This window comes from Streptomyces sp. PA03-1a (assembly GCF_033792805.1).
GTDB lineage: Bacteria > Actinomycetota > Actinomycetes > Streptomycetales > Streptomycetaceae > Actinacidiphila.
In genome coordinates, this window is record NZ_JARAVO010000158.1 from 1 (window position 1) to 22,411 (window position 22,411).

At 73.1% G+C, this 22,411-nt stretch carries 20 protein-coding genes; 9 read left to right on the plus strand and 11 right to left on the minus strand.

Annotated features, from left to right (window positions below; all coding sequences use genetic code 11):
• The coding region (locus PV341_RS29800; RefSeq protein ID WP_500359455.1) for a TetR/AcrR family transcriptional regulator at positions 1–437 on the minus strand (437 nt) is incomplete at its 3' end.
• Positions 438–535: 98 nt separating this feature from the next.
• The gene (locus tag PV341_RS29805; protein WP_500359456.1) at positions 536–3,619 is read right to left on the minus strand and encodes a helix-turn-helix transcriptional regulator; all 3,084 of its coding nucleotides are present in this window, start codon (positions 3,617–3,619) and stop codon (positions 536–538) included.
• A gap of 431 nt (positions 3,620–4,050) precedes the next feature.
• Between PV341_RS29805 and PV341_RS29810 the strand changes: the two genes are divergently transcribed.
• Positions 4,051–4,740 (plus strand): hemerythrin domain-containing protein, encoded by a 690-nt coding sequence (locus PV341_RS29810; RefSeq protein WP_500327090.1) that lies wholly within the window; start codon positions 4,051–4,053, stop codon positions 4,738–4,740.
• Positions 4,741–4,814: 74 nt separating this feature from the next.
• Here PV341_RS29810 and PV341_RS29815 read toward each other — a convergent pair whose 3' ends face one another.
• Positions 4,815–6,014 carry an MFS transporter gene (locus tag PV341_RS29815; RefSeq protein WP_500359457.1) on the minus strand — a complete coding sequence of 400 codons (1,200 nt, stop codon included), beginning with the start codon at positions 6,012–6,014 and terminating at the stop codon, positions 4,815–4,817.
• Positions 6,015–6,261: 247 nt separating this feature from the next.
• Between PV341_RS29815 and PV341_RS29820 the strand changes: the two genes are divergently transcribed.
• Positions 6,262–7,206, plus strand: coding sequence for a helix-turn-helix domain-containing protein (locus PV341_RS29820; RefSeq protein ID WP_500327094.1), 945 nt, complete (start codon positions 6,262–6,264; stop codon positions 7,204–7,206).
• 21 nt (positions 7,207–7,227) lie between these two features.
• Here PV341_RS29820 and PV341_RS29825 read toward each other — a convergent pair whose 3' ends face one another.
• Positions 7,228–7,899 carry a ribonuclease FAU-1 family protein gene (locus PV341_RS29825; RefSeq protein ID WP_500327095.1) on the minus strand — a complete coding sequence of 224 codons (672 nt, stop codon included), beginning with the start codon at positions 7,897–7,899 and terminating at the stop codon, positions 7,228–7,230.
• A gap of 193 nt (positions 7,900–8,092) precedes the next feature.
• Here PV341_RS29825 and PV341_RS29830 point away from each other — a divergent pair, with 193 nt between their 5' ends.
• Complete coding sequence (locus tag PV341_RS29830; protein ID WP_500327097.1) at positions 8,093–9,034, plus strand: SDR family oxidoreductase; 942 nt, start codon at positions 8,093–8,095, stop codon at positions 9,032–9,034.
• Between the two features lie 18 nt (positions 9,035–9,052).
• On the opposite strand, the gene PV341_RS29835 is transcribed toward PV341_RS29830, so the two are convergent.
• Together PV341_RS29835 and PV341_RS29840 are read right to left on the minus strand one after the other, a co-directional pair.
• Complete coding sequence (locus PV341_RS29835; RefSeq protein ID WP_500327099.1) at positions 9,053–9,787, minus strand: hypothetical protein; 735 nt, start codon at positions 9,785–9,787, stop codon at positions 9,053–9,055.
• Positions 9,788–10,064: 277 nt separating this feature from the next.
• A complete protein-coding gene (locus PV341_RS29840; protein WP_500327100.1) occupies positions 10,065–11,171 on the minus strand; it encodes a cation diffusion facilitator family transporter in 1,107 nt (368 codons plus the stop codon).
• A gap of 73 nt (positions 11,172–11,244) precedes the next feature.
• Between PV341_RS29840 and PV341_RS29845 the strand changes: the two genes are divergently transcribed.
• The 4 genes from PV341_RS29845 (at position 11,245) to PV341_RS29860 (ending at position 13,888) form a co-directional block, all read left to right on the plus strand.
• Positions 11,245–11,592: an ArsR/SmtB family transcription factor gene (locus tag PV341_RS29845; RefSeq protein WP_500359458.1), complete on the plus strand. Its 348-nt coding sequence runs from the start codon at positions 11,245–11,247 to the stop codon at positions 11,590–11,592.
• A 38-nt stretch (positions 11,593–11,630) separates the two neighbouring features.
• Positions 11,631–12,005, plus strand: coding sequence for a hypothetical protein (locus PV341_RS29850; RefSeq protein ID WP_500359459.1), 375 nt, complete (start codon positions 11,631–11,633; stop codon positions 12,003–12,005).
• 106 nt (positions 12,006–12,111) lie between these two features.
• Positions 12,112–13,212 (plus strand): PLP-dependent cysteine synthase family protein, encoded by a 1,101-nt coding sequence (locus PV341_RS29855; RefSeq protein ID WP_500327105.1) that lies wholly within the window; start codon positions 12,112–12,114, stop codon positions 13,210–13,212.
• A gap of 202 nt (positions 13,213–13,414) precedes the next feature.
• Complete coding sequence (locus PV341_RS29860) at positions 13,415–13,888, plus strand: DUF3558 family protein (protein WP_500327107.1); 474 nt, start codon at positions 13,415–13,417, stop codon at positions 13,886–13,888.
• A 261-nt stretch (positions 13,889–14,149) separates the two neighbouring features.
• Here the strand turns inward: PV341_RS29860 and PV341_RS29865 are convergent, their stop codons facing one another.
• The 4 genes from PV341_RS29865 to PV341_RS29880 form a co-directional block, all read right to left on the minus strand.
• Positions 14,150–14,662, minus strand: a complete 513-nt coding sequence (locus tag PV341_RS29865) for a cupin domain-containing protein (RefSeq protein WP_500327109.1) — start codon at positions 14,660–14,662, stop codon at positions 14,150–14,152.
• A 186-nt stretch (positions 14,663–14,848) separates the two neighbouring features.
• Positions 14,849–17,623, minus strand: coding sequence for a bifunctional YncE family protein/alkaline phosphatase family protein (locus PV341_RS29870; RefSeq protein WP_500359461.1), 2,775 nt, complete (start codon positions 17,621–17,623; stop codon positions 14,849–14,851).
• Between the two features lie 6 nt (positions 17,624–17,629).
• Positions 17,630–18,988, minus strand: coding sequence for an ABC-2 transporter permease family protein (locus tag PV341_RS29875; RefSeq protein ID WP_500359462.1), 1,359 nt, complete (start codon positions 18,986–18,988; stop codon positions 17,630–17,632).
• Positions 18,985–19,926: an ABC transporter ATP-binding protein gene (locus PV341_RS29880; protein ID WP_500327115.1), complete on the minus strand. Its 942-nt coding sequence runs from the start codon at positions 19,924–19,926 to the stop codon at positions 18,985–18,987. Before PV341_RS29880 ends, PV341_RS29875 begins: the two co-directional genes overlap by 4 nt.
• 233 nt (positions 19,927–20,159) lie before the next feature.
• Here PV341_RS29880 and PV341_RS29885 point away from each other — a divergent pair, with 233 nt between their 5' ends.
• Both PV341_RS29885 and PV341_RS29890 read left to right on the plus strand, forming a co-directional pair.
• Positions 20,160–20,642, plus strand: a complete 483-nt coding sequence (locus tag PV341_RS29885) for a MarR family winged helix-turn-helix transcriptional regulator (protein WP_500359464.1) — start codon at positions 20,160–20,162, stop codon at positions 20,640–20,642.
• Positions 20,639–21,091, plus strand: a complete 453-nt coding sequence (locus PV341_RS29890; RefSeq protein ID WP_500359465.1) for a winged helix DNA-binding protein — start codon at positions 20,639–20,641, stop codon at positions 21,089–21,091. The genes PV341_RS29885 and PV341_RS29890 overlap by 4 nt, the downstream gene beginning before the upstream one ends.
• A 269-nt stretch (positions 21,092–21,360) precedes the next feature.
• Here PV341_RS29890 and PV341_RS29895 read toward each other — a convergent pair whose 3' ends face one another.
• Positions 21,361–22,224, minus strand: a complete 864-nt coding sequence (locus PV341_RS29895; protein ID WP_500327120.1) for a glycine-rich domain-containing protein — start codon at positions 22,222–22,224, stop codon at positions 21,361–21,363.
• Positions 22,225–22,411: the final 187 nt, after the last annotated feature.

Below are 22,411 nucleotides of genomic sequence, written 5' to 3' on the forward strand. Positions count from 1 at the left end.
GTGGTGGCGAGCAGGGTCGTCAGGTGGTCGTGCCAGAAGCGGTAGGCGGCGGTGCGGTGGCGCGCGCCCGGGTGCGCGGTCTGGGAGGCGCGGAGGAGGTCCAGGTGCCCGGCCACGTGGTCGAAGTAGGCGGTGACGAACGCCGCGAGGCGGTCCTCGGCCGGGGCTCCGGGGCCGAGTGGGGGCGGGCCGTCGAGGACGGCTTCCCGCAGTTCGCGTTCGCGGGCGGCCAGGAGCGCGGAGGCCAGTCCGGACCGGTCGCCGAAGCGGCGGTACACGGTGCCCTTGCCGACGCCCGCCGCGACGGCGACCCGGTCCATGGAGACGCCGTCCGCGCCGTGTTCGGCGAAGAGACGGGCGGCTGCCTTGAGTATCGCGGCGCGGTTGCGCGCGGCGTCCACCCGCTCCCTGAGCGGCGGGTCGTGGTCGTGCCTCACGTACGGACTCCTGGCCGAAGCATGTTGTGACGTCGGGCCCGATGCTGGCAGGCCGGAGTCGCCCCGGGCATCGGGAGAATTCCCGAATGCGGGATCCGTCAGGGGGAGGACGGGAGCCCGTGGCGGTGCGCCATCGCCGCGGCCTCGGTGCGGCTGGAGGCGCCCAGCTTGGCCAGGATGCTGGAGACGTGCGTGCTCGTCGTCTTCTGCGAGATGTGGAGCTCTTCGGAGATCCGGCGGTTGCTGTACCCCCTCGCGACCAGCCCCAGCACCTCCGACTCGCGCGGGGTGAGCCCGAAGGGCATCGCCGGTTCCGCCGCGGTGGCGGCGGTCGCGGGCGGGGCCTGTTCGTCCGCCGGGCGCGTGCCGGCCCGGCGCGTCACCGCTTCGACGTCCGCGAGGAGCAGGCCCGCCCCGAGGCCGGTGGCGATGCGCCGTGCCCGGCCGAGCCGGTCGAGTGCCGCGGCGCGGTGCCGGTGGGTGGTGAGCAGGGCGCGTCCCTCGCCGAGGAGTGCCGCCGCCGTCTCGTAGGGACGCTCGGCCGCCGTGAAGTCGGCCACGGCCTTCGACCACAGGGCCGGGTCGTCGGCTCCCTCGGCGCGTCCCAACTCCGCGTGGAGCAGCCGCTCGTACGCCGCCCAGACGGGGAAGACGACGTCGAGCCGGCCGGCGGCGCGGCGTACCGCGGCGAGGACCTCGGGCGAGGCCCCGCCGAGGGCGGCGGACCGACGGGCCTCGGCCTCGACCGCCGCCGCGGTGCGCAGCAGTGGCAGCGACCAGCGGACGGGTCCGGTCGTCAGGCCCGCGGCGTCGGCCCGCAGGAACTCGGCCCGGGCGTCCGCGAGACGGCCCTGGGCGGCCGCGATCTCCATCGTGCAGTGGCTGAGGGCGACGAGGAGCTCGGCCCGCAGCCGCTCGGTGCCGCGCAGTCGCTCGGCGAGCGCCAACTGCCGGGCGGCCCCGTCCGCGTCACCGCGGTGGAGCAGGTGGTACGCGCGGCGGGCCGCGAACGTCCAGCGCGGCAGGTGCGACCGGGCGACCGAGGCGGCCTCGTCGAGGGCCGCCTCGGACTCCGCCCAACGGCCCAGGGAGAAGAGGCTGATCGCCCTGTTGGAGTGCACCCATGCTTCGTGGTCGGCCAGCCCAAGCGAGCGGCACAGCGCGATGCCGTGGTCCGCGGCCGCGACGGCCTCCTCGGAACGGCCCATGCCCTCCAGGATCGACGGCAGGTTCTGGTTCGCCCGCCCGGCGATGCCGAGTTCGCCCAGTTCCTCCGCCCGCCGTCTGACCTCGTACAGCTCGGTGATGCCGGCGCCCTCGCGGTCGGTCCCGGCGTCCAGCAGGCACCTGGTCATGCGGGCGTGCAGTTCCAGTGCCTCGGCGCCCACGGAGGCCGCGTACCGCACGGCCTCGTCGGTGGCGGCCCGGTGGTCCGTACCGGGGCGGTGGACGGCGCTCCAGTTGGCGATGTGGACCAGGACGTCGGCGTGCACCGGCGACGGGGCCAGCCCGTCGACCAGTTTCCGCGCCGTCTCGAGGTCCTGCCATCCGTCGCCGCGGTTCAGCCCCTGGATCAGCCGGGACCGCTGGGTGCGGAACCACGCGGCGCGCAGCCGGTGCGGCTCGTCCTCCGGCGGAAGGCCCTCCAGGGCGGCGTCGGCCAGGCGCAGTGCCGTGTCGAGGCTGCCGCTGTGCAGCGCGGCGACGGTGGCGGTCGCGAGCAGCTCCAGGCGGAGGCGTCCGTTCCCGTCGAGCCGGGGCGCGGCGGGCCCGGTCCCGTCGAGCCCGGGCCCCGCGTGCCCGGCGCCACCGCGCGGGTACGTCTGCGGGCAGCGCGGGGCGGGCAGGGCCGCACGGGCCTCGTCCGGGACCCGGTCCCACAGCTGGAGCGCCCGTTCCAGGTGCCACAGCTGCTCGGCGTAGGCGTAGCAGTGACGCGCTTCCTCGGCCGCCGCGACGCTCATCCGCAGGGCCTTCACGGAGTCCTGCGCGGCGTGCCAGTGGCGGGCCAGACGGCAGGACAGTTCCACGGCGGGCACGAGCGTGGGGTCGGCCTCCAGCGCCTGCGCGTACCGGCGGTTGATCAGCGCGCGTTCGCCCGGCAGCAGGGTCTCGCTGACGGTCTCGCGCACCAGCGAGTGCCGGAACCGGTAGTCCGCGCCGCCCGGTTCGGGGACGAGGACGTGGGCGAGGACGGCCGCGCGCAGTCCCTCGATCAGCTCGTCCTCGGGCAGCCCCGCCACCTCCCGCAGCAGTGCGTACCCGGTCACCGTCCCGCCCTCGGCGGCCGTGCGCAGGATGCGCCGGCTGGTCTCCGGCAACGCCTCCAGCCTGGTCAGCAGCACGTCGTGGAGCTCCTGGAGGTCGTGGAGCCCCGGGCCCGGTCGCTCCCGGCCGGCGCCGGCGAGCTCCTCGACGAAGAAGGCGTTGCCGTCGGAGCGGGCGAAGACGTCGTCGAGGACCGCCGGGTCCGGTGGCGCCCCGAGGATGCCGGTGAGCTGTCCGCCGACCTCGCCCCGGGTGAACCGGGGGAGCGCCACACGGCGTACGGATCTGAGCCGGCCCAGCTCCGCGAGCAGCGGGCGCAGCGGGTGCCGGGGGTCGACGTCGTCGGACCGGTAGGTCCCCACGAGCAGCAGCCTGCCGCGGCGCCTGGTGCGGAACAGGTAACCCAGCAGGTTGCGGGTGGAGGCGTCGGCCCAGTGCAGGTCCTCGATGACGAGCACGACCAGGCGGTCCGAGGCGAGGCGCTCCAGGACGCGGATGGTGAGCTCGAACAGCCGCGTCACGTCGTCGTCCCGGTGGTCGACGGGCGTCACGCCGCCCGGGTCGGGCAGGATCCGGGCGAGGAGGTCCTCATGGCCCGCGCTCGCCGCGCGCACCTCGTCGGGCAGTCGCTGCCACAGCACGCGCAGGGCCTCGGAGAACGCGGCGAAGGGCAGGCCGTCGCCGCCGACCTCGACGCAGCCACCGACCGCCGCGACGGCCGCCCTCGGCTCCAGCGACCGCAGGAGCTCCCCGACCAGCCTCGTCTTGCCCACTCCGGCCTCGCCCCGGACGAGGACGGCCTGGGGGTCGCCGCCGTCCGCGGCCCCGGCGGCCCGCAGCAGCTCGGCCAGCTCGGCCTCGCGGCCCACGAAGACGGGGCTGACGCGGGTCTGTGCCGGGAGGGATGCGCTCATCCGAGGGGACCTGTGGGGACCTGTGGGTGGTGACCACCGGGTACCGGGGGCGGCGTGCCCCGTCGTGGTCATGCGGACAATTCTCGCCGAAGGGTAGCAACGTACGGGTCCTTCCCCGCCCGTGGGGCCGGGAGCGACCCCCGTGGCGAGCCCCCGACCGGCTCGACCACGGGGTGCTGCGTTCGCGGGCGGGGGTCCCCGCGAATCCGCGGCTCCGACGGACCGCCGGGGTGGAGCCCTTCCGATGCTGGCGCAGCCGGGCTCTCCCGGGCATCGGGAGAACTCCCGACCGCCCTCCGGCGTCTGCCGGGCGGCCGTGCGGCGCGGACTCCGCCGCGGGATCGGGAATTCTCCCGATGTGCGCAGGCCGCTGCCGCTGACAGCATCCGAAGCTCCCTTCCGCGATCACCCCACCAATCGAGGCTCCAGCAGTGGCAGCAGTACCGACAGTCAGCGAGACCATGGCCGATGTGCGCGACATGTTCATGGCGCACACGATGATGCGCCGGGAGTTCCGCCTGCTCCCGCAACTCGTCCGGGACGTGGAGGCCGGTGACACCCGGCGCGCCGGGATCGTGGCGGACCATGCCGACAAGGTGTGCCTGATCCTGCACCTGCACCACGAGGGCGAGGACAAGGTGGTGTGGCCGCGCCTCCTGGAGCGCGGCGGTGAGCGGACCGCGGCCATCGTGCCCACGATGGAGGCGCAGCACCACGGCATCGACACCGCCCTCAGCGGGGTGACCGCGCTCCTGGCGGGGTGGCGCTCCACCGCCCAGGACGGCGAGGCCCTCGCCGCGGCCCTCGAAGAACTGCTGAGCCGGCTCCTGGAGCACATGGCCCTGGAGGAGAAGGAGATCCTCCCGCTGGCCGAGGAGTTCATCACCGCGGCGGAGTGGGCGGAGCTCGGTGAGCACGGCATGGCCAACAGCCCGAAGAAGGATTTGCCGCTGGCCTTCGGCATGGTGATGTACGAGGGCGACCCCGAGGTGATCAAGGCGGTCCTCTCGCACGCCCCGCTGGCGCCCCGGCTGGTCATGCCGCTGCTGGCCCCGCGCCTGTACGCCTCGCACGCCAAGCGCGTGTACGGGACGCCGACCCCGCCCCGCGTCGGGGCCTGACCCGGTCACCGTCGGGCGGGGCGTACGCGGTACGCCCCGCCACGGCGTCGGCCGCCCGGCCCCGGCCCCCGGCTTCAGGCGCCCGCGGGGAAGGCGTGCCTCCTGCCCCCGGTCACGGCCGCGGCGGCGGCGACCAGGAGGGCCAGCGCCGCCCAGGTGATCGACGCGGTCCCCAGGTCCGAGACCAGGAGGCCACCGATGAGGCCGCCCAGGGCGATGGACGAGGAGAAGACCGTGATCGTGATCGACTGCGCGACGTCGGCGGCCGCCCCCGTCGCGTTGATCGCGGCGCCGATGAACAGGCTCGGGGAGCTGCCGAAGGCGAAGCCCCACGCCGCGACGGCGACGTAGACCAGCGCGGGCACGCCGGAGCACACCGCGAGCACGAGCACGGTGAGCGCGAACAGCGCGGTGCTGCCCACGACGAGCCTGCGCAGGTGCCGGTCGATGTGGGTGCCGACGACGAGGACGCTCAGGATGGACGTGACGCCGAAGGCGAACAGCACCCATCCCGCCTGGCCGCCCATGCCCAGGTACCCGAGGAAGTCGGTGACGTAGGTGTAGAGGATGTTGTGGGCGACCATGTACGTGGCGAGGGCGAACAGGATGGTGCGCAGCCCCGGCAGGCGCAGGACTTGCGGGACCGTGAAGCGTTCGTCGGCCGACCGGCCGGGCAGGTTCGGCAGCGTCGCCAGGATCCACACCATGGTCAGCGCGGTCAGGGCGGCGGACGCGTGGAAGGCGAGCCGCCACCCGCCGAGGGCGCCCAGCCAGGTGCCCAGCGGGACGCCCAGCGCCAGCGACACGGGGGTTCCGGCAAGGGCGATGGCGATGGCGCGGCCCTGGCGTCCCTCGGGGGCGAGCCGGGCGGCGTAACCGCCGAGGAGGGGCCAGACGAGCCCGGTGCCGAGGCCGGCGGCGAAGCGGATCACGAGGGTCTGCGCGTAGTCGTCGGACAGCGCCGTGAGGGCGTTGGCGACGGCGACCGTGCCGAGCGCGAGCTGCAGCACGTTCTTGCGGGGCCACCTCGCCGTCGCCCGGGTCAGCGGGATCGCCCCGATCGCGGTGGCGAGGGCGTAGATGGTCACGGTCTGGCCGGTGAGCGAGACGCTCGTGTGGAGCGTGCCGCTGATCTGCGGCAGCAGGCCGGCGGGCAGGCACTCGGTGAGGATGCCGACGAACCCGCTGAGGAAGAGGCCGAAGAGGGCCTTCCCGGGGAGGCGGTCCCGTCCGCGCGCTGGGGTGGACGGACCTGTGGTGGTCGTTTCCGTCATTCTTCGTGGTCCATGGGCTGTGTGTGACCCGACGCCGCACGGGCGGACGGGTCGAGCGGCACGCGATCCGAAGCGGGAACGGAGGGCGTGTCCCGGGGATGGCGTGACCCCGGGTGGTCGTCTCCAGGGCTCGTTCAGGCTGCTCCGGCCGTACGGCGTCACCCAGAGCCCCGCTCTGCCCACGTCCCGGGTGAGTACCACCGGCAGGGACAGGTTCCGCCCGGCATCCGGCGTGATACTGGAGCGCATGGCCACCCACCCCGACCTCCGCACCGGCCCGGGAGACGGGCCGGACCCCGGTCCGGGACCCGGCGCCGGGCGGCACCTCGACGCGCGCTCGGAGCTCAACGAGTTCCTGCGCACCCGCAGGGCCCGGCTGAAGCCGGCCGACATCGGGCTCGCCGAGTACGGCCGGCGCCGGGTGCCGGGCCTGCGGCGCGAGGAGCTGGCACAGCTCGCCGGGGTGTCCGTGGCGTACTACACGCGCCTGGAGCAGGGCAACGGCCGCAACGTGTCCGTGGAGGTGCTGGGCGCGATCTCGCGGGCGCTCAGGCTCTCCGAGGCGGAGCACGCCCACCTGCTGCACCTGGCGAAGCCGAAGCGGCGCAAGCCGCGGCCCGCGCCCGAGCGCCGGCAGGTACGGCCGGAGCTCCGGGAACTGCTGTCGGCCCTGGAGGGCGTCCCCGCGTACGTGTGGGGCCGCCGCACCGACGTGCTGGCGTGGAACCGCTCGGCGTCCGCTCTCTTCGGCGACTGGGCGGAGCGCGCCCCCGAGGACCGGAACTGGGCCAGGATCACCTTCCTCGACCCGGCGGCCCGGCGGCTCTTCGCCGACTGGGAGTCCAAGGCCGCCGACGTGGTGGGCCAGCTGAGGATGGACGCCGGCCGGCACGTCGACGATCCGGCACTCGCGGCGCTGGTCGGGGAGCTCTCCATGAGGAGTGCGGACTTCCGCTCGCTGTGGGCCGCCCACGACGTCAAGCGGAAGTCGCACGGCGGGATGCGGCTGCTGCACCCGCTGGCGGGCGCGCTCACCCTCCGCTACGAGACCCTCGCGCTCCCCGGCGACGAGGAGCAGTCACTGTCGACCTACCACGCCGAGCCGGGTTCGGCGTCGGAGGAGGCGCTGCGTCTGCTGGCGAGCTGGGGCGCGGACGCCTCCCGGGACTGGTCGGCGGCCGTGCGGGGTTGATCCCGTCCCCGCGAGCGCTCCTTACAAGTGACCTTCCCGGCCTGCGCGTTGGGGTACGGCGAGCGGCAGGCGCGGTGTGGGCCAGGCCGGTTCCCATCGCCATGCCGCCCACGTGGCGGCCTCGCCGAACGGTCCGGAACGCTCCTCGAGCATCGCCAGCGCCTGTTCGCGGGCCGCGTCGACGGCCCGGTGCTCGGTGTCGGTGACGACGCCGAGCCTGCGGACGTGGGCGTACTCGTCCTCGTCCTTCCACTCCCAGCTGCTCAGGTCGGGGGCGACGAGCAGGTCCACGATGAGGTCGAAGGTGTCGAACCCGTCGGCGGTCCGGATCGTGGGGCGCTCGAAGTTCACGTACCAGTTCCGCAGCCCGGCCCCGGTGTAGAAGGCGTTGACGCTGAACCAGGCGGTGGGCGGCTTCCACATCCGCAGCTCGGTCTCCTGCCACCGCCCGGGCGTGAGCTCCCACCGTCCCGTGGCGAGGGCGTCGATCCCGTCGGTGCGCACCGTGCGGTCGCCGGTGGCGCGGGCCTGCGCGTAGGCGACGGGCCAGCGGGTCTGCGCGCCGGGAGCACAGGCGGTCACCAGGGCGGTGCCGGTGTCGGCGAGGACACGGAGCGCGTGCTCGCTCCACACACGGCCGCTGCGGTGCACATCGCGGCGCACGGCCGTACGGCCGGCCCGGTGGGTGTTCATCGCCTTCTCCTTCGACTCGTCCGCCGTGGGACAGCGTGCGTCCGGCGCCGTGTGCGTACGTCGCACGTGTCCAGGCCTCCGTTCGAGTGGCCGCCCCGCGGCCGTCCGACGCGGCACGCGACCCCGGGCCCGAACCTCGGCTTCACTCGGTGGTGCCCCCGCTTCCGGACCAGGATTGAACGGTGTGCCCCTGATGACGACCGGTACCAGCGTACGCAACCGCAGGGCGACGGCCCCGCTGGAGGGGCGCGTGGCCGTCGTCACCGGCGCGGCCCGGGGAGTCGGGGAGGCGCTCGCCCTGCACCTGTCGTCAGCCGGCATGCGGGTCGCGCTGCTGGGCCGTGAGGAGGCGACCCTGCGTCAGGCGGCGGCCGCCCTGCCCCGCCCGAACATCTTCGTCGAGGCGGATGTCACCGACCGCCCGGCACTCGAAGACGCGGCCCGGCGGGTGGACGAGGAACTCGGCCCCGCCAGCGTGGTGGTGGCCAACGCGGGCATCGCCGCCGGCGGGCCCTTCGCCCACACCGAAGCCGAACTCTGGCAGCGCGTCATCGACGTCAACCTGGTGGGGGCCGCGAACACGGCCAGGGCCTTCCTGCCCCAGCTCACGCGGACCCGCGGCTACTTCCTGCAGATCGCCTCGACCGCCGCCTTCTCCGCCGCCCCGCTGATGAGCGCCTACTGCGCCTCCAAGGCCGGCGCCGAGTCCTTCGCCCAGGCCCTGCGCGGCGAGGTCGAGCCCGACGGCGTCACCGTCGGCATCGCCTACCTCCACTGGACCGGCACCGACATGATCGTCGATCTGGACGACCACCCCGTACTGCGCGCCCTGCGGAAGAACCAGCCGTCGTTCGCACGGCGCGTCCACTCGCCCGTCCAGGTCGCCGACTGGCTCGCCACGGGCATCGCACGTCGCGCACACCATGTGTACGCGCCACCGTGGCTGCGCTTCTGCCAGCCGCTGCGGCCGCTGTTCCCCCCGGTGGTCTCGTGGATGGCCCGGCGCGAGCTGCGGGCCCGTTCAGGTGCGGAACTGGGGTCCGCCACCGCCGTCATGGGGGCCGGTGGCCGCGCCGACTGGGACGCCTTCACGTCGCCCGTCGAGCCGCAGCGGCCGGAGCGCCCGCCGCGGTGAGGGCGCCGTTCCACCCGCCTACGGCGGAGGGCGTCGCCCCGTGAGCCCCTGCCACCGGTCCCGGGCGGCTTCCAGGCCCGCGAGTGCTCCGGCGAGTGCCGGGTCGCGGATCTGGCGGGCGGTCAGCATGCCCAGCCACCTGCGGGCGTCCTGAGCGGGACCGGTATCGGCGTGCGCCGCCTTGAGGGCGTCCTCCGCTTTCTTGACGGCCGTGGCGAGCTCCGTGCGGAACCTGTTCTCCTTGGCGACGGCGTTCTCGACGCGGACGCTGAAGCGGCGCACGCCGTCCTCGCCGTGCTCCCCGGGCGGGTAGGACTCCAGGTGCACCCCGTCCGGCCGCCTGAGGTAGAGGTGATGGCCCGTCGGGCTGTGCTCGAACCGCACCTGCAGGCCGTCCAGCTGCAGCACCTTCGTCTCCCGCCCGGATATGACCATCACGTGCGCGTGCAGGGACACTTTCCCGAGTGCCGCGACGAAGGCGCCCTTCCCGGGCCGGCGCAGCCGCGCGAGGTGCCGTTCGGCGTCGCCGACGCGACGCCGGTGGGCACGATCGGCCCGTGCCACCTGCGCCCGCGCCCTTGCCAGTTCGCGCCGCGCCCGGCGCCGCAGCTTGCGGACGGCCCGCCGGGCGCGGTCCAGGGCGTCCCTGTCGGCTTCATGACGGCCGGAGAGCGCGAATCTCCAGCCGCCGGGGTATCGGCGGAGCCGCCGCCCCGCTCCAGCGAGCACGAGGATCACGACGGTCAAGGTCATCCCCACTATGCCCACGCGCCCACCTCACCCAGTGACAGCCGCCGCCGCACTCATGCGCACGGGGTGGAGGAACCAGTCGAAGGTGTCGAATCTGATGCATATCGGAAGATATGCCCAGCAATGTCACGGCGAATGCGCGCGCGACGGCGGCATTTCCGGACGTGTCCGGCACCTCGGGTCCTGCGGGCTGACGCCGCATCGGGTCGGCCCGCGGGTGCCGTCAGGGAGGAAGCGCGATCGGGTCCTCCGGGCGCGCCCGCGGGCCGGGTCGTGCCTCTCAGGCGGCGTGATGGGCCAGTTCGGCGTGCGGGTCGGCCGCACCGGGGACGGGTGCGGGGTCCGCGTGGACCAGGGCGGCGGTCAGGCGGGGGACCGCGTGCAGCAGCGCGTGCTCGGCCGCGACAGCCGTGTGGTGGGCCTGACGCACGGTGAGGTTCCCGTCGACGACCACGGCGACCTCGGCGCGCAGCCGGTGCCCGATCCAGCGCAGGCGCAGCTCGCCCACCTCCCGGACGCCGGGCACCTCGCGCAGGGCGCGCTCGGCGTCGTCCACCAGCGCCGGGTCGACGGCGTCCATGACGCGGCGGAAGACCTCGCGCGCGGCGTCGCGGAGCACCAGCAGGATGGCCGCCGTGATGGCCAGGCCCACGATGGGGTCCGCCAGGCGCCAGCCCAGCGCGGCGCCCGCGGCGCCGAGCAGCACGGCCAGCGAGGTGAAGCCGTCGGTGCGGGCGTGGAGGCCGTCGGCGACGAGCGCGGCGGAGCCGATCTTGCGTCCGACGCGGATGCGGTAGCGGGCCACCCATTCGTTGCCGATGAAGCCGAGCACCGCCGCGACGGCCACGGCGGGCAGGTAGGCGACGTCCCGCGGGTGCAGGAGGCGGTCGACGGCGGTCCAGGCGGCGAAGCCCGCGGACGCGGTGATCGTGAGGACGATGACGATCCCGGCGAGGTCCTCGGCCCGGCCGTAGCCGTAGGTGAAGCGCCGCGTGGCGGCCCGCCGCCCGAGGACGAACGCGACGCCGAGCGGGAGGGCGGTGAGGGCGTCGGCCGCGTTGTGGACGGTGTCGCCCAGGAGGGCTACCGAACCGGACAGGACGACGACCACGGCCTGGGCGATCGCGGTGACGCCGAGGACCGCGAGCGAGATCCACAGGGCCCGCATGCCTTCGGCGGAGGACTCCAGGGCCCTGTCCACCTTGTCGGCGGACTCGTGCGAGTGCGGGCGCAGGAGGTGTCCCAGCCGGTGGCGCAGGCGTGCCCGGCTCCGGGGGCCGTGGCCTGCCGAGCGGTCGTGGCCGTGGCCGTGCGGGTACCCGTGGTCGTGCCCGTGTTCCTGCCCGTGGCCGTGGTCGTGCTGAGGGTGCGTGTGCCGGCCGTTCATGGGACCGCCTCCGGGGAGTCGTGGGTGGACACGGGCTGAGCCTTCCCCCCATTATGTGCATATGAACGCACGCATGCACCTGTCACCTGCGCATGGTGCGCACCCGCGGGAACCGGGCACCGAGCACTACGTCCGCGGGGCCGAGCTCCTGAGCCTCCTCGCGGACCGCACCCGCCTCGCCCTGCTGCACACGCTGACCGGGGGCGAGGCGGACGTCTCCACGCTGACCGAGCGGGTCGGCGCCGCACGTCCCGCCGTCAGCCAGCACCTGGCCAAACTCCGGATCGCGGGCCTGGTCTCCTCCCGCAAGGAGGGCCGCAGGGTGATCTACGCACTCTCCGACGGCCATCTGCGCAGGCTCGTCGACGAGGTGCTCAACCTCGCGGATCACCATCTGAGCGGCAAACCGCCGCACGCCTGAGCGCGTTCCGGGATGTTCCATGGCGTAATGTGCGGCCTGTGCGAGGCCGCCACCGCGGAACGTGCCCGACGTTCCTCGTTGCGCTGCTGGCCGCATTCTGCTTCACCGTGGCCGGCTCGCCCGCGCACGCCCGCAGCTGCCCGCACCCGCACGTTCATCTGAAGAACGCGCAGGAGCGGCCGCACCCCGTCACTCCCCACCACCCCGGTGAGGACTGCTCCCCGGGCTCCGCCGAGCTCCCGGGGTCCCGCACCGGACCACGCGAGCACGGTACCGGCCCCGCGCAGACCGGCGCCGCCGAAGCGGCGCCCGGACAGGTGCCCGCCTCGCACAACACACCGGGGAGCGACCCGGCCCCCGACGCCCGCATAGCGACTGCGGCGCCGTCCGTCCTCTGCCTCTGGCGCATCTAGAAGACGCCCCCCGGACCGGCTGACGGTCCCTCACCCCTGCCCGTGTGCGCACCGGCGGTGGGTGAGCCGTGCACGGCACTCTTCCCGATTCCAGAAAGCGGACACCATGAACGAGCCCACCACCGGCCACGACCTCGCCTCCGCGGTCGGCGACACGCCCCTGCTGTGGATCTCCCACCCCCTCACCTCTCCCGGACGCGGCTTCTGGGCCAAGCTGGAAGGCGCCAACCCAGGCGCCATCGAGGACCGCTCCGCCCTCCACATGGTCGGCTGCGCACGCGAGCGCGGCGACCTCCTTCCCGGCGCGACTGTCGTGGCGTCCACCAGCGGCGCCTTCGGCCTGGGACTGGTGCTCGCCGGACGGGTCTTCGGCCACCCGGTCACGCTCGTGACCGATCCGGACCTGGAGCCGGACATGAAGCGCCTGCTGCGCTCACGCGGTGCCCGTCTCGACATCGTCCGCGACGCCCACCCCTACGAGGGCTGGCAGGAGGCCTGCCGCCGGCGCGTGACCGAACTCCTGGCGGCCGAACCGGGGGCCTGGTGCGCCGACCCGTACGACAACCCCGACAACGCCGACGCCTACACGCCCCTGGCGGCGGAACTGATCGAGCAACTGGGCCGGGTCGACGTCCTGGTCACCAGCGTCGGCACCGGCGGCCACTCGGCGGGCATCAGCCGCACGCTGCGCGCCGTCAACCCGGACCTGCACGTGATCGGGGTGGACACCGTCGGTTCGATCACCTTCGGCCGGCCCGTCAGGCCCCGTCTCGTCCGGGGCCTGGGCAGCAGCATCCACTCGCGCAACGTGGCGTACGAGCAGTTCACCGAGGTGCACTGGGTCGCCGCGGCCGAGGCCGTGCACACCTGCCGTGCCCTGGCCCGCTCCCACTACGCGTCGGGCGGCTGGAGCGTCGGTGCCGTCGCCCTCGTCGCCGGATGGGCGGCCCGCACCTACTCCGCCGAGGCACGCATCGTGGCCGTGTTCCCCGACGGGCCGCACCGCTACCTCTCCACGATCTACGACGACGACTACTGCCGGGACCGCGGGCTGCTCGGTACCGCCCCCGCCACGGAGCCCACGGAGGTCGCCTCGCCCACCGACGGTGAGGCGGCGGGCTGGACCCGCTGCCGCACGGTGACGAACCCCGTGGCGTCGCTCATCGCCCCGCCGGCGCACCCCGTGGAGGCGCCCGAGTCCGTGTGAGGCGGTGCCGCCGCAAGGGCGGCCGTGTTCGCCGTGCCGCCGGCACGGCGAACACGGCTGTCGCACGGCGATGACATTCGGTTGCCGCCCTGTGACAGGAGTCCGCAACTGGCCGGGCGTGAGGTGACGTCTTCCGGGGCCGGGACACGAGGTCGGAGTGCCCCTCCGGCCCGCCGCGCCACCATCGGAGGACCCAACAGTGATGCGTTCACCTCTGGCAATCGTCGGCCTGGTGCTCCTCGCCGCGACTGCGACCGCCTGCGGCTCGTCGGACACCGGCGCGAAGGCGGCCCCCGCGCAGTCCGGCCCTGCTTCCGCTGCCAAGGGGAAGGAAGCGGCCTCGGGCGGATCGCCGGAGGACGGCAAGGAGGTCGATGCCTGCACCCTGCTCAAGCCCGAGGAGGTCACCCCGCTCATCGGCGAGAACGACGGCGGGCACCCCGACGCCGGTGTGGGGGAGAGCGTCTGCACCTGGGAGAACCCCGACACCTACCACTCCGTCACCCTGAGCATCGGCTCCCCGAAGACGGCCGGCTCGGAGGACGTCGACAACTCGATGATGACCGCGTTCACCGTCGACGACCGCCTGTGCACGATCCAGGTCGTCACCCTCAAGCGGGACGCCGACAAGAAGTCCGAGGCCAAGCTCATCGACCTCGTCCGCGCGAGAGTGTGACGGGGCGGCGGCCGTGTGCCTGACGCGTCGGCATCAATGCCCCCGCGCCACGCCCCCGCGGGTCCTGGAGGCTGCTCCGAGGCCCGCGGGGCGCCCGGACGCGGCCGGGTTGCCGCTGGTGCGCCGGACACTGGCGTCGGACCCATGGACGCACCGATGCGGTTCACGCTGACCGAGCACTCGGCCACCTACTGGTCGGCCGCACGCGCCCGGTGACCGCCGCCGCAGAGGCGGGTGCCCTCACCCGACGCGGCTGAGGGCCTACGGGAGCATGATCGTCCTGGAGCGCCGGATGACCTGCTCGGCGCGGGCGCCCATGTCCTCGTCGACCGGCGGCGGTGCCTCGCCGGGGCGGGCGGGTGTGCTGTGGTCCAGCATCAGCTGTTCGAGGCCGGGCGGCGTGTAGATGAAGAGCAGGCGCGCCGCGTGGATGCGCTTGTTCTTGAAACCGTGCCGGATGCCCTTGGGCACGTGGATGAAGTCCCCTGCCATGGCGGTGAACTCGTGGTCGCCGTCCACGAACTCCAGCTCGCCGTCGAGGACGTAGAACGTCTCGTCCTCTTGCGTGTGCGCATGGGGCACCGGGCCGCCACCGGCCGGAACGGTGGCCTCGATGAAGCCGATGTTCCCGTTCGTCTGCGCGCCCGTGGCCTTGACCGTGTAGACGTCGTCCGCGGCCCACACGGTCGGCCCCTGGCCCGACGGCACGTAGAGCGCGCCGCGCCTGTTCCAGGTCGGGTCGTCGGGGTCGTTCTCGTCCAGCAGGAAACTCATCGTGCCTCCGTTGTCAGGCGACCGCCCGTCTTCCTCCGGAGCGTATCAAATCCTTGACGAGTCAATTATCTCGTGGCGCTCGGTCTGTCCTCGGAACGGCCGCCTGGAGCGCGGCAGGTCGACGCACAGGGGGTCTCTGGCCGGCGGCACCGCCTGCCAGAGACCCCCATCCGTGATCAGCGGGCGTCAGCCGTCGTTCTCCGCCGACGGGATGTAGGCGCCCGGGACGTCGTCCGGGGCGAAGATCTTGTCCTCGCCGGGGTACGGCGTCGTCCACTGGTGCGTCTCGTACCACGTGAGGTGGTTCATCTGCGCGGGGTTGGCGAAGTCCGGCCTGGCGTTGGGGCCGGTCAGCCGCTGCTTGGACTGCCAGTCCTCCCACTTCGCGGCGAGGGCCTTCTTGCCCGCAGGCACCTTCGTCGTCGGGACGGCCGCGGCGCTCGGGTCCTGCGGCGCCGGGGTGTCCAGGCCGCAGGCGGGCGGGGTCTTGAGGCCGTCGGTGAGCGGGGTGCGGTTGGGCAGCGCGGTGAAGGGCGTGTAGTCGGCCTTCTTGGTGAACGCCCCGAACATCGGGGTGGCCGCACTGTCCTTCTGGTTCATCGGGTGGATCCCGAGGATCTGCTCGATGGTGCGGATCATCGTGATCTGCGAGTAGTAGCGGCTGTCGACGGTGTCGTGCCGGGCCCAGGGGCTGATGATCTGGATCGGGGCGCGGTGGCCGTCGACGTGGTCGAGGCCGGCCTGGGAGTCGTCCTCGACCACGAAGATCGCGGAGTCCTTCCAGTACGTGCTGTGCGAGATCTCGTCGACGATCCGGCCGACCGCGAGGTCGTTGTCGGCGACCTGGGCGGCGGGGCCCGCGGGCCCGCCGGTGTGGTCGCTGGAGAGCCAGAACATGTTCAGGTTCGCCGGACCGTTCTTCTCGAAGTCCTGCTTCCATATCTCCGCCCGGTAGACGTCCGGGACGCTGGTGTCGAACTTCGGGAAGCCGGGCACCGAAACGCTGTTCAGAGACGGGATCGGCGAGGACGAGACCAGGTTGTAGGCGGTGTCCTGCCCGGTGGCCTGCATGTTCTTGGTGTCGCAGTAAAGGTTCTGCCAGGTCGCGCCCGACGGCTTGGTCAGGAACTGGTGGAACTCGCCGAAGTCCCGCACGCTCTTGCCCTGCGCCTGCGCGCCGGTCCAGATGAAGCCGGTGCGCTGGTGGCCGAGGGCGTCGTCCTCGGTGTCGTAGCTGCGCGCGTACTCTCCGGCCGAGGACTCGGTGTACTCCGGGTTGTCCGCCTGCATCAGCCAGTTGTGGCCCTCGGCGGAGTTCGTGCCGATGTCGTACGTGTTGTCGTACAGCCCGAACTGCCGGGCCAGCGCGTGCTGGTTCGGCGTCACGTTCTCGCCGAACTCCGCGAGGGACGGGTCGCCGTTGCCCTGCGTGACGTCGCCGAAGACCTGGTCGTAGGTACGGTTCTCCTTGACGATCATGAAGACGTGCTTGATCGTCGACGGGTCGCCGAGCCGCTGCGGGACGGCCACCGGCTTCGTGCGGCCCTTGTCCTTGCCCTTGTCCTTCGCGAGCTTGACCGAGCCGTTGGTCCAGCCGTTCTGCTGGAAGACCTTGGCCGTCTGGGACTTGATGACCTTCTCGCTCGGCAGCCTGAACCGCTGCACGCTCGAGGTGGTGTCGTGGGTGCCGTGCCCGGCGCTGCCGGTGGGCCGGCGGGCGTCGATGCCGCGGGTGTTGGAGACCACGACCTGGTCGCCTACGGTGGCGATCTCCGCGGGGAAGTAGTCCGTCGGGAGCAGGCCGACGTAGCCGACCGGCTCCTGCGGGGAGTTGTACCGGTAGACGGCGACCGCGTTGGCGCGGCCCAGCGTCACCAGCAGGTGGCCGTCGTCGGTGAGCGTGACGGCGTTGGGCTCGTAGCCCACCGACGCCTCCGGCCACGGCTGGGTGGCGATGGTCTGTACGACCTTGTTCTTGCGGGTGTCGATGACCGACACGTCGTTGGTGGCGGTGTCCGTGACGAACAGCGCCCCCTTCTTGGCGTACAGGGCGGTCGGGTGCAGACCCACGTCGATGCTCGCGACGGCGGCCGCCGGGTCGGCCAGGTCGATGACGCTGACCGTGCCGGTGGTGGTGGCACCGGTCTTGGGGTCGGCCGGTACCTGCGTGCCGTACGAGTTGATGGTGGTCTCGCCGGGCTTCGCCGGGCGCCCGCCCTCGTTGCTGACGTACAGCTTGGAGCCGACCACGACCATGTCGCGCGGGGCGTTGCCCACGGCCCAGCTCTGCTTGACGGTCGCGGTAGCCGTGTCGATGGCGACCACGCGGTTCTGGCCGTTGACCGCGGCGTACACGGTGGAGCCGTCGGAGGAGAACACCGGCTCGCCCACCAGGGCGTGCTTGGAGCCGTCCGCCGGGACGGAGACGGACGTCGGGTTGGCGAGGCTGCCGTCGGGGTTCACGGTGAAGCGGGTGTAGCCGTCGGTCTGGCCCAGCCACAGCTGCGAACCGTCGGGGGAGTACGTGGGGCCCTCCTGGCCCACGCTGTTGCTGCCGATGCGCAGGTCCGCGGACGCGGAGTTGCCGACGAGCTGCTGGACCTTCCAGCTCTTCAGGTCCACGACGGCGAGCGCCACGCCCCCGTCGGTGACGGAGGCCGCGAGGTGGGTGCCGTCCGGGCTGACCGAGGACGACATGATCTTGCCGTTGTCGATGACGAGGTGCTCACCGTACGGGGCGATGTACTGGTCGCTCGAGACGACCTGCCCCCGGCCGGTGACCTGGCCGACCTGGTCGTGGCCGAACTGGGTGGTCTGGGCGAACCCGATCCCGGTACCGGTGGCGAGGACGACAGCGGTCGCGGCGGCCAGCGTGAGGCTTCTGCGGCTGCCGAACCATCGGCCGGGGAGGGCATGGGTATCCCTCTCGGCGCCCGCGCGGCGGCGACGTGTGACCTGCATGGTGAGTTATCCCTTCGGGGAGGTGGCAAGCAGTTCGACGTTGCCGTCGAACTGCCAGAGCGGGTTCGGCGCGTCCCCCACCGGGGTCCGCACCAGGAAGTAGCCGTTGACTTCCTTCGGTCCGTCGCCGTCGGCGACGTACCGCCCGTCCGGAGTGACGTCGAGTTGGTAGATGGCCTGGCCCGTGGCGGTGACGCCGGGAAGGTGCCAGGAGACGACGCAGCGCCAGTCGTTGCCGGGCCCTTCGGCATCGGCCGTGACGCCGCCCTTGGTGCACGCCGCCGTGGCCTTGAGCTGCGCTTCGGTGACGGCGGGACGGTGGAGCTGGTCGGTCTGCATGCGGTACAGGTGAGCGAAGGCCGTGGCGACCGAGCGCTGCACCTTGTCCTGCTCGACCCCGGAACCCGTGGCCGTCGTCGTCGCGGTGAGGACGGCGACCGTCGCGGCGAGCAGCCCGGCCAGCGGCAGGGCGCCGGCGAGGAGCGCGCGGCGCGCGGAGCCGTCGTCGGTCAGGTTGGTGAAGTCGCGCCGCAGGAAGAGGAGGTAGGCCAGGGCCGTCGTGGTCACGGACCACAGCAGGCTGACCGCGATGCCGATGAGGAGCGGTGCCAGCTGCTGGGGGCCGGCGAACAGCCCGTTCCAGGAGATGAAGGCGTAGCCGGGCAGGGCCAGGCGTACGACGACGGGGAGCGGCATCATCTGCGCGAGCTGCATCGCGAGCGCGACGAGCGCGGGCAGCAGCAGGCCCATCGGGGAGCGCCCGAGCGCGATGGAACCGAGCAGGCCGATCCCGGCCAGGGCGAGCGTCGGGGCGAGTGCACAGAGCCAGGCGAGCAGGACCTGCCCGGCGGCGTCGGACGGCGTCAGCAGGTGGCCGTCGAGGCCGACCAGCGGCTGGTTGCCGACCGCCACGACCCCGCCGACCGCGCTGGAGCAGGCCATCCCGGCCACGAGCAGCAGCAGGACGGTGAGGCTGGCCAGCGCCTTCGCCACGAAGATCCGCCGGGCTGAGCGGACCGCCACCAGCAGGTGCCGCCAGGTGCCGAGCCGGTCCTCGGAGGCGAAGACGTCGCCGGCGACGACCGAGGTCAGCAGCGGGAGGGCCCAGGTGCCCGCGAAACCGAGCATCACCAGCGGTCCGGCCCACCCCGTCGCGTGCATCCAGCGGCCGAAGAGGGTGTCGACGGGGAGCGTGCTCTGCCGGCTCACCGCGGCGACGAAGAGCGCCGGCGCGATCCAGCAGGCCAGGACCAGCAGGCGGATCCGCCATTGCGACACCAGCTTGACCAGCTCGAAGCGGTAGCCGCGCGAAACCGGGACGCGACGGACGGGGACAACGTTGTCGGCGACGACGGTCGCGGTCATCGGCCGGCCTCCTGCTGCTGGGTGAGGGCGAGGAACGCCGCCTCGAGCGGCGAGACGACGGGTGCGAGCTCACGCAGTGCGATGCCCGCCCGAACGATCCCCACCACGAGTTCGTCGAGGGCCGGCACCAGAGCGCGCACGACCAGGAGGTCGGCGTCGTTCCGTACGCCGGCGTCGTCGACGACGCGGATTCCGGTCGTGCCGAGGGCCAGTTCGCGGGCGGCCTCCGGGTCGGAGGTGAGCAGCCGGTAGTCGAGTTCACGGTTCTCGGCGGCCAGCTTGCCCAGCGGGCCCGAGAAGACGACCCGTCCGGTGGCCAGGATGGTGACCTCGGAGCACAGTGCCTCCAGGTCGTCCATGCGGTGGCTCGACAGCACGACGGCGGTCCCCTCTTCGGCGAGCCGGGTCAGGACCCCGTGCACGTGCTTCTTGCCCGCCGGATCCAGGCCGTTGGACGGTTCGTCGAGCACGAGCAGCCGGGGTTTGGTGAGCAGGGCGGCGGCGAGCCCGAGCCGCTGGCGCATGCCGAGCGAGAACCCGCGGGCCCGGTCGTCCGCGACGTCCGTGAGTCCCACCTGGGCCAGTACGTCGTCGATCCCGGCCGTGCGCGCGTCCTGCCCGCGGAGGGCGGCCAGCGCGGCGAGGTTCTGCCGGGCGGTGAGTGACGGATAGAGGCCGGGCCCGTCCACGAAGCCGGCGACGCCGTCGGGCGCGGCGAGCGCCCGCCCGACCGGAGTGCCCAGGATCCCGAGGCTGCCGCTGTCGGCGACCGCCAAGCCCAGCAGGAGGCCGAGCAACGTGGTCTTGCCTGCGCCGTTCGGTCCGACCAGGCCGTGGATCTGTCCCTGCGTCACGTCGAGGTCGACGCCGTCGAGTGCGACGACGTCCCCGAAGTACTTGGCGATTCCGCGAGCACGGACTGCGAGGAGTGTGTCCATGAGTCCCTTCTTCCGCAACGCTCAAGGACCTTAGGGAGGGCGCACACCCCCGCCGGGGACGCTCGGTTGAATGGCCATGGAACGTATCGTCAAGACATCGGCAAGTCCGGGTGCACGAAGTGGGCGTCACCGAGCCGGACTCGGGCAGAACCGGGCGTAGGGCGCGGGCAGAACCGGTTCGGAAGTCGGAAATTCAGTAGCCATGTACATAGTAGCCATGTACGGTATTTGGCGTGAGTCCAGCAACTGAGAGCGCCACGCCGGGATACCTGGTCTGGCGCCTGTCGATGAGATGGCGGGTGGCCGTCGACCGGGCGGTCGCACCACTGGGCCTGACCCACGCCCAGTACGCGGTGATGGCCTCCCTGTACGGCATGTCGGGTTCCGGGCTGCGGCCCAGCCAGCGCCGGCTCGCCGACCACACCGGCCTCGAACCGCTGTACGTCTCCAAGCTCGCCCGCGCCCTGGAGACCGCCGGGCTCGTCGACCGCACCCGGGACCCGAGCGACCCGCGCGCCATGCAGCTGTCGCTGACCGAGCAGGGGCGCGACGTCACGCGACGCGCGATCGGCGTGGTCCAGGGCCTGCTGGACCAGTTGCTGGAGCCGCTCGGGGGGCAGGACAGCCCGCGCACGCGGCAGTTCACCCGCGAGCTGGCGACCCTGATCGACGCACCTCTTGATCCGTACACCGAGAACGACGAGGAGCAGTCATGACCACCACCGCACCCGCACCCACCGCCAACGGCCGGGTCATCGCCCTTGCGCACTACGCCGCGCGCGCCCTCCTGGAGGGCGTGCTGACCCGCCACGGCGCCACGTTCCACCAGAGTGTGACGCTCCGGGTCGTCGTTTCCGCGGGCGGGGCCATCGGCCGGGACGAGCTCGTCGGCGACGTCGTCGGTTCGCTCAAGACCGACGTGCCGGTCGTGTGCGGCGTGATCGAGGAGCTGACCGCCGCAATGCTGCTGGAGGAAGACCCGGCAGACGCGTCCCGGATGCGGCTCACGGACGCCGGACGGGAGTTGCACGAGAGCACCACCACGGAGACCGCCGGGATCTCCGCCCGGCTGTACGCCGGTATCCCCGCCGAGGACCTCGCTGTCGCGGGTCGGGTGCTGACACTGATCACGGAGCGTGCGAACGCCGAGTTGGCCGACGCCTGAGGTCTTCTCCCGCTCGTCTCCGTTCCGGGGGCTGCGGCCTCCTGAGCCGGGGCCCGGCGCGTCATGCGGCGCGCCGGGCCTGCCACGGGTGGGGCCCGCTCACCACCAGATGACCATGTATCCGGCCCCACCGGGCCTGCCCGCAGGACTTGTCGTGGTGCCGCCGTCGCCACCCGAACCCGAATCCCCGATCGGTGGCTGGCCGATGAGCGACAATCCCACGGGCGGCGTGACGATGCCGTTCGTCGCGGGGCCGCCCTGGCCGGTGTTCAGGCCCGGTCCGCCTGAGCGGGAGACGGCGTCCGGGTTGAGGGGTGGACCGCAGAGACCGATGCCCGGCGCGCCACTTCCGATGGAGGAAGCGGGTCCACCGGAGCCGCCCGTGGCGAGCGCGACCGCGCGAGGTTGTCGGGAGGGGCGGACAGGAGCGAGAGTCCGCCTTGGGTGCCTGCGGTATTGGCGGGGCCGCCGGCCCCGCCCTCGCCGATGGTGACCGTGTGAGGTTGCCCCGGCTGTACCTGGACGGTGCACCAGACGAAGCCGCCGCCGCCCCCACCGGTGCCGTTGCTGCCGTTCGGCCTCACTCCGGCACCGCCACCACCGGCGCCCCACAGCTGGAGGAAGGCGGTGGTGACCCCGTCGGGCGGAACGAAGGTTCCGCTGGCGCTGAATTGCCGCAGACCGTGAACGGCGCTGGGCCCGGGCGGGCCCGCGGGCCCTGCGGCCCGGTGGGACCCAGGGATCCCGGGTCTCCCTGCGGGCCTTGTGGCCCCTGCGGCCCGGTGGGCCCCACGGAGCCGGGGTCGCCTGACGGTCCCGCGGGCCCTGTGGGGCCCGGCGCGCCTGACGGCCCGGCAGCTCCAGTCAGGCCGCCCGGGCCCGTCGGGCCCGCAGGCCCGGCCGGACGCGGGGGTCCCGGCGGGCCGGGCGTTCCGGGGCGGCCCAATCGCGGCGGGCAGTAGCCGGGCACGGCCGGGACGAAGAAGCACGGGAAAGCGGAGCTCTGCGGGGCGGCGACCGGAGACGTGAGCACGGGAGTCGCGGCGCGCTCTCCGCTGCCCGCATGCGCCATTCCCGTCACGGCACCGGACGTCAGAGCCACGGCCGCGGCTGCCGTCCACACGTGCACGCACCTCGGACGGTGTCCGGCCGGCGCCGCCAAGCCGACTCGGCGGATCACAGCATCACCTCCAGCATGGGGCCTCGAGGGCGGACTGCACCGTTCTCCCGCGGCAAGAAACACCCCGGGTCCCATCTGACGCGCCCTCAGTGGCCGACCGGGTGACGGGCCTCGGGCGCGCCGGGGTCCTTTAAAAAAAT

Bases quoted from the DNA above. Each gene is read 5' to 3' on its own strand.
- PV341_RS29865 (WP_500327109.1), bottom strand. From the start codon at position 14,662: ATGAGTTTCCTGCTGGACGAGAACGACCCCGACGACCCGACCTGGAAC.
- PV341_RS29870 (WP_500359461.1), bottom strand. From the start codon at position 17,623: ATGCAGGTCACACGTCGCCGCCGCGCGGGCGCCGAGAGGGATACCCAT.
- PV341_RS29830 (WP_500327097.1), top strand. From the start codon at position 8,093: ATGACGACCGGTACCAGCGTACGCAACCGCAGGGCGACGGCCCCGCTG.
- PV341_RS29805 (WP_500359456.1), bottom strand. From the start codon at position 3,619: ATGAGCGCATCCCTCCCGGCACAGACCCGCGTCAGCCCCGTCTTCGTG.
- PV341_RS29820 (WP_500327094.1), top strand. From the start codon at position 6,262: ATGGCCACCCACCCCGACCTCCGCACCGGCCCGGGAGACGGGCCGGAC.
- PV341_RS29835 (WP_500327099.1), bottom strand. From the start codon at position 9,787: ATGACCTTGACCGTCGTGATCCTCGTGCTCGCTGGAGCGGGGCGGCGG.
- PV341_RS29825 (WP_500327095.1), bottom strand. From the start codon at position 7,899: ATGAACACCCACCGGGCCGGCCGTACGGCCGTGCGCCGCGATGTGCAC.
- PV341_RS29815 (WP_500359457.1), bottom strand. From the start codon at position 6,014: ATGACGGAAACGACCACCACAGGTCCGTCCACCCCAGCGCGCGGACGG.
- PV341_RS29880 (WP_500327115.1), bottom strand. From the start codon at position 19,926: ATGGACACACTCCTCGCAGTCCGTGCTCGCGGAATCGCCAAGTACTTC.
- PV341_RS29890 (WP_500359465.1), top strand. From the start codon at position 20,639: ATGACCACCACCGCACCCGCACCCACCGCCAACGGCCGGGTCATCGCC.
- PV341_RS29840 (WP_500327100.1), bottom strand. From the start codon at position 11,171: ATGAACGGCCGGCACACGCACCCTCAGCACGACCACGGCCACGGGCAG.
- PV341_RS29845 (WP_500359458.1), top strand. From the start codon at position 11,245: ATGCACCTGTCACCTGCGCATGGTGCGCACCCGCGGGAACCGGGCACC.
- PV341_RS29855 (WP_500327105.1), top strand. From the start codon at position 12,112: ATGAACGAGCCCACCACCGGCCACGACCTCGCCTCCGCGGTCGGCGAC.
- PV341_RS29860 (WP_500327107.1), top strand. From the start codon at position 13,415: ATGCGTTCACCTCTGGCAATCGTCGGCCTGGTGCTCCTCGCCGCGACT.
- PV341_RS29875 (WP_500359462.1), bottom strand. From the start codon at position 18,988: ATGACCGCGACCGTCGTCGCCGACAACGTTGTCCCCGTCCGTCGCGTC.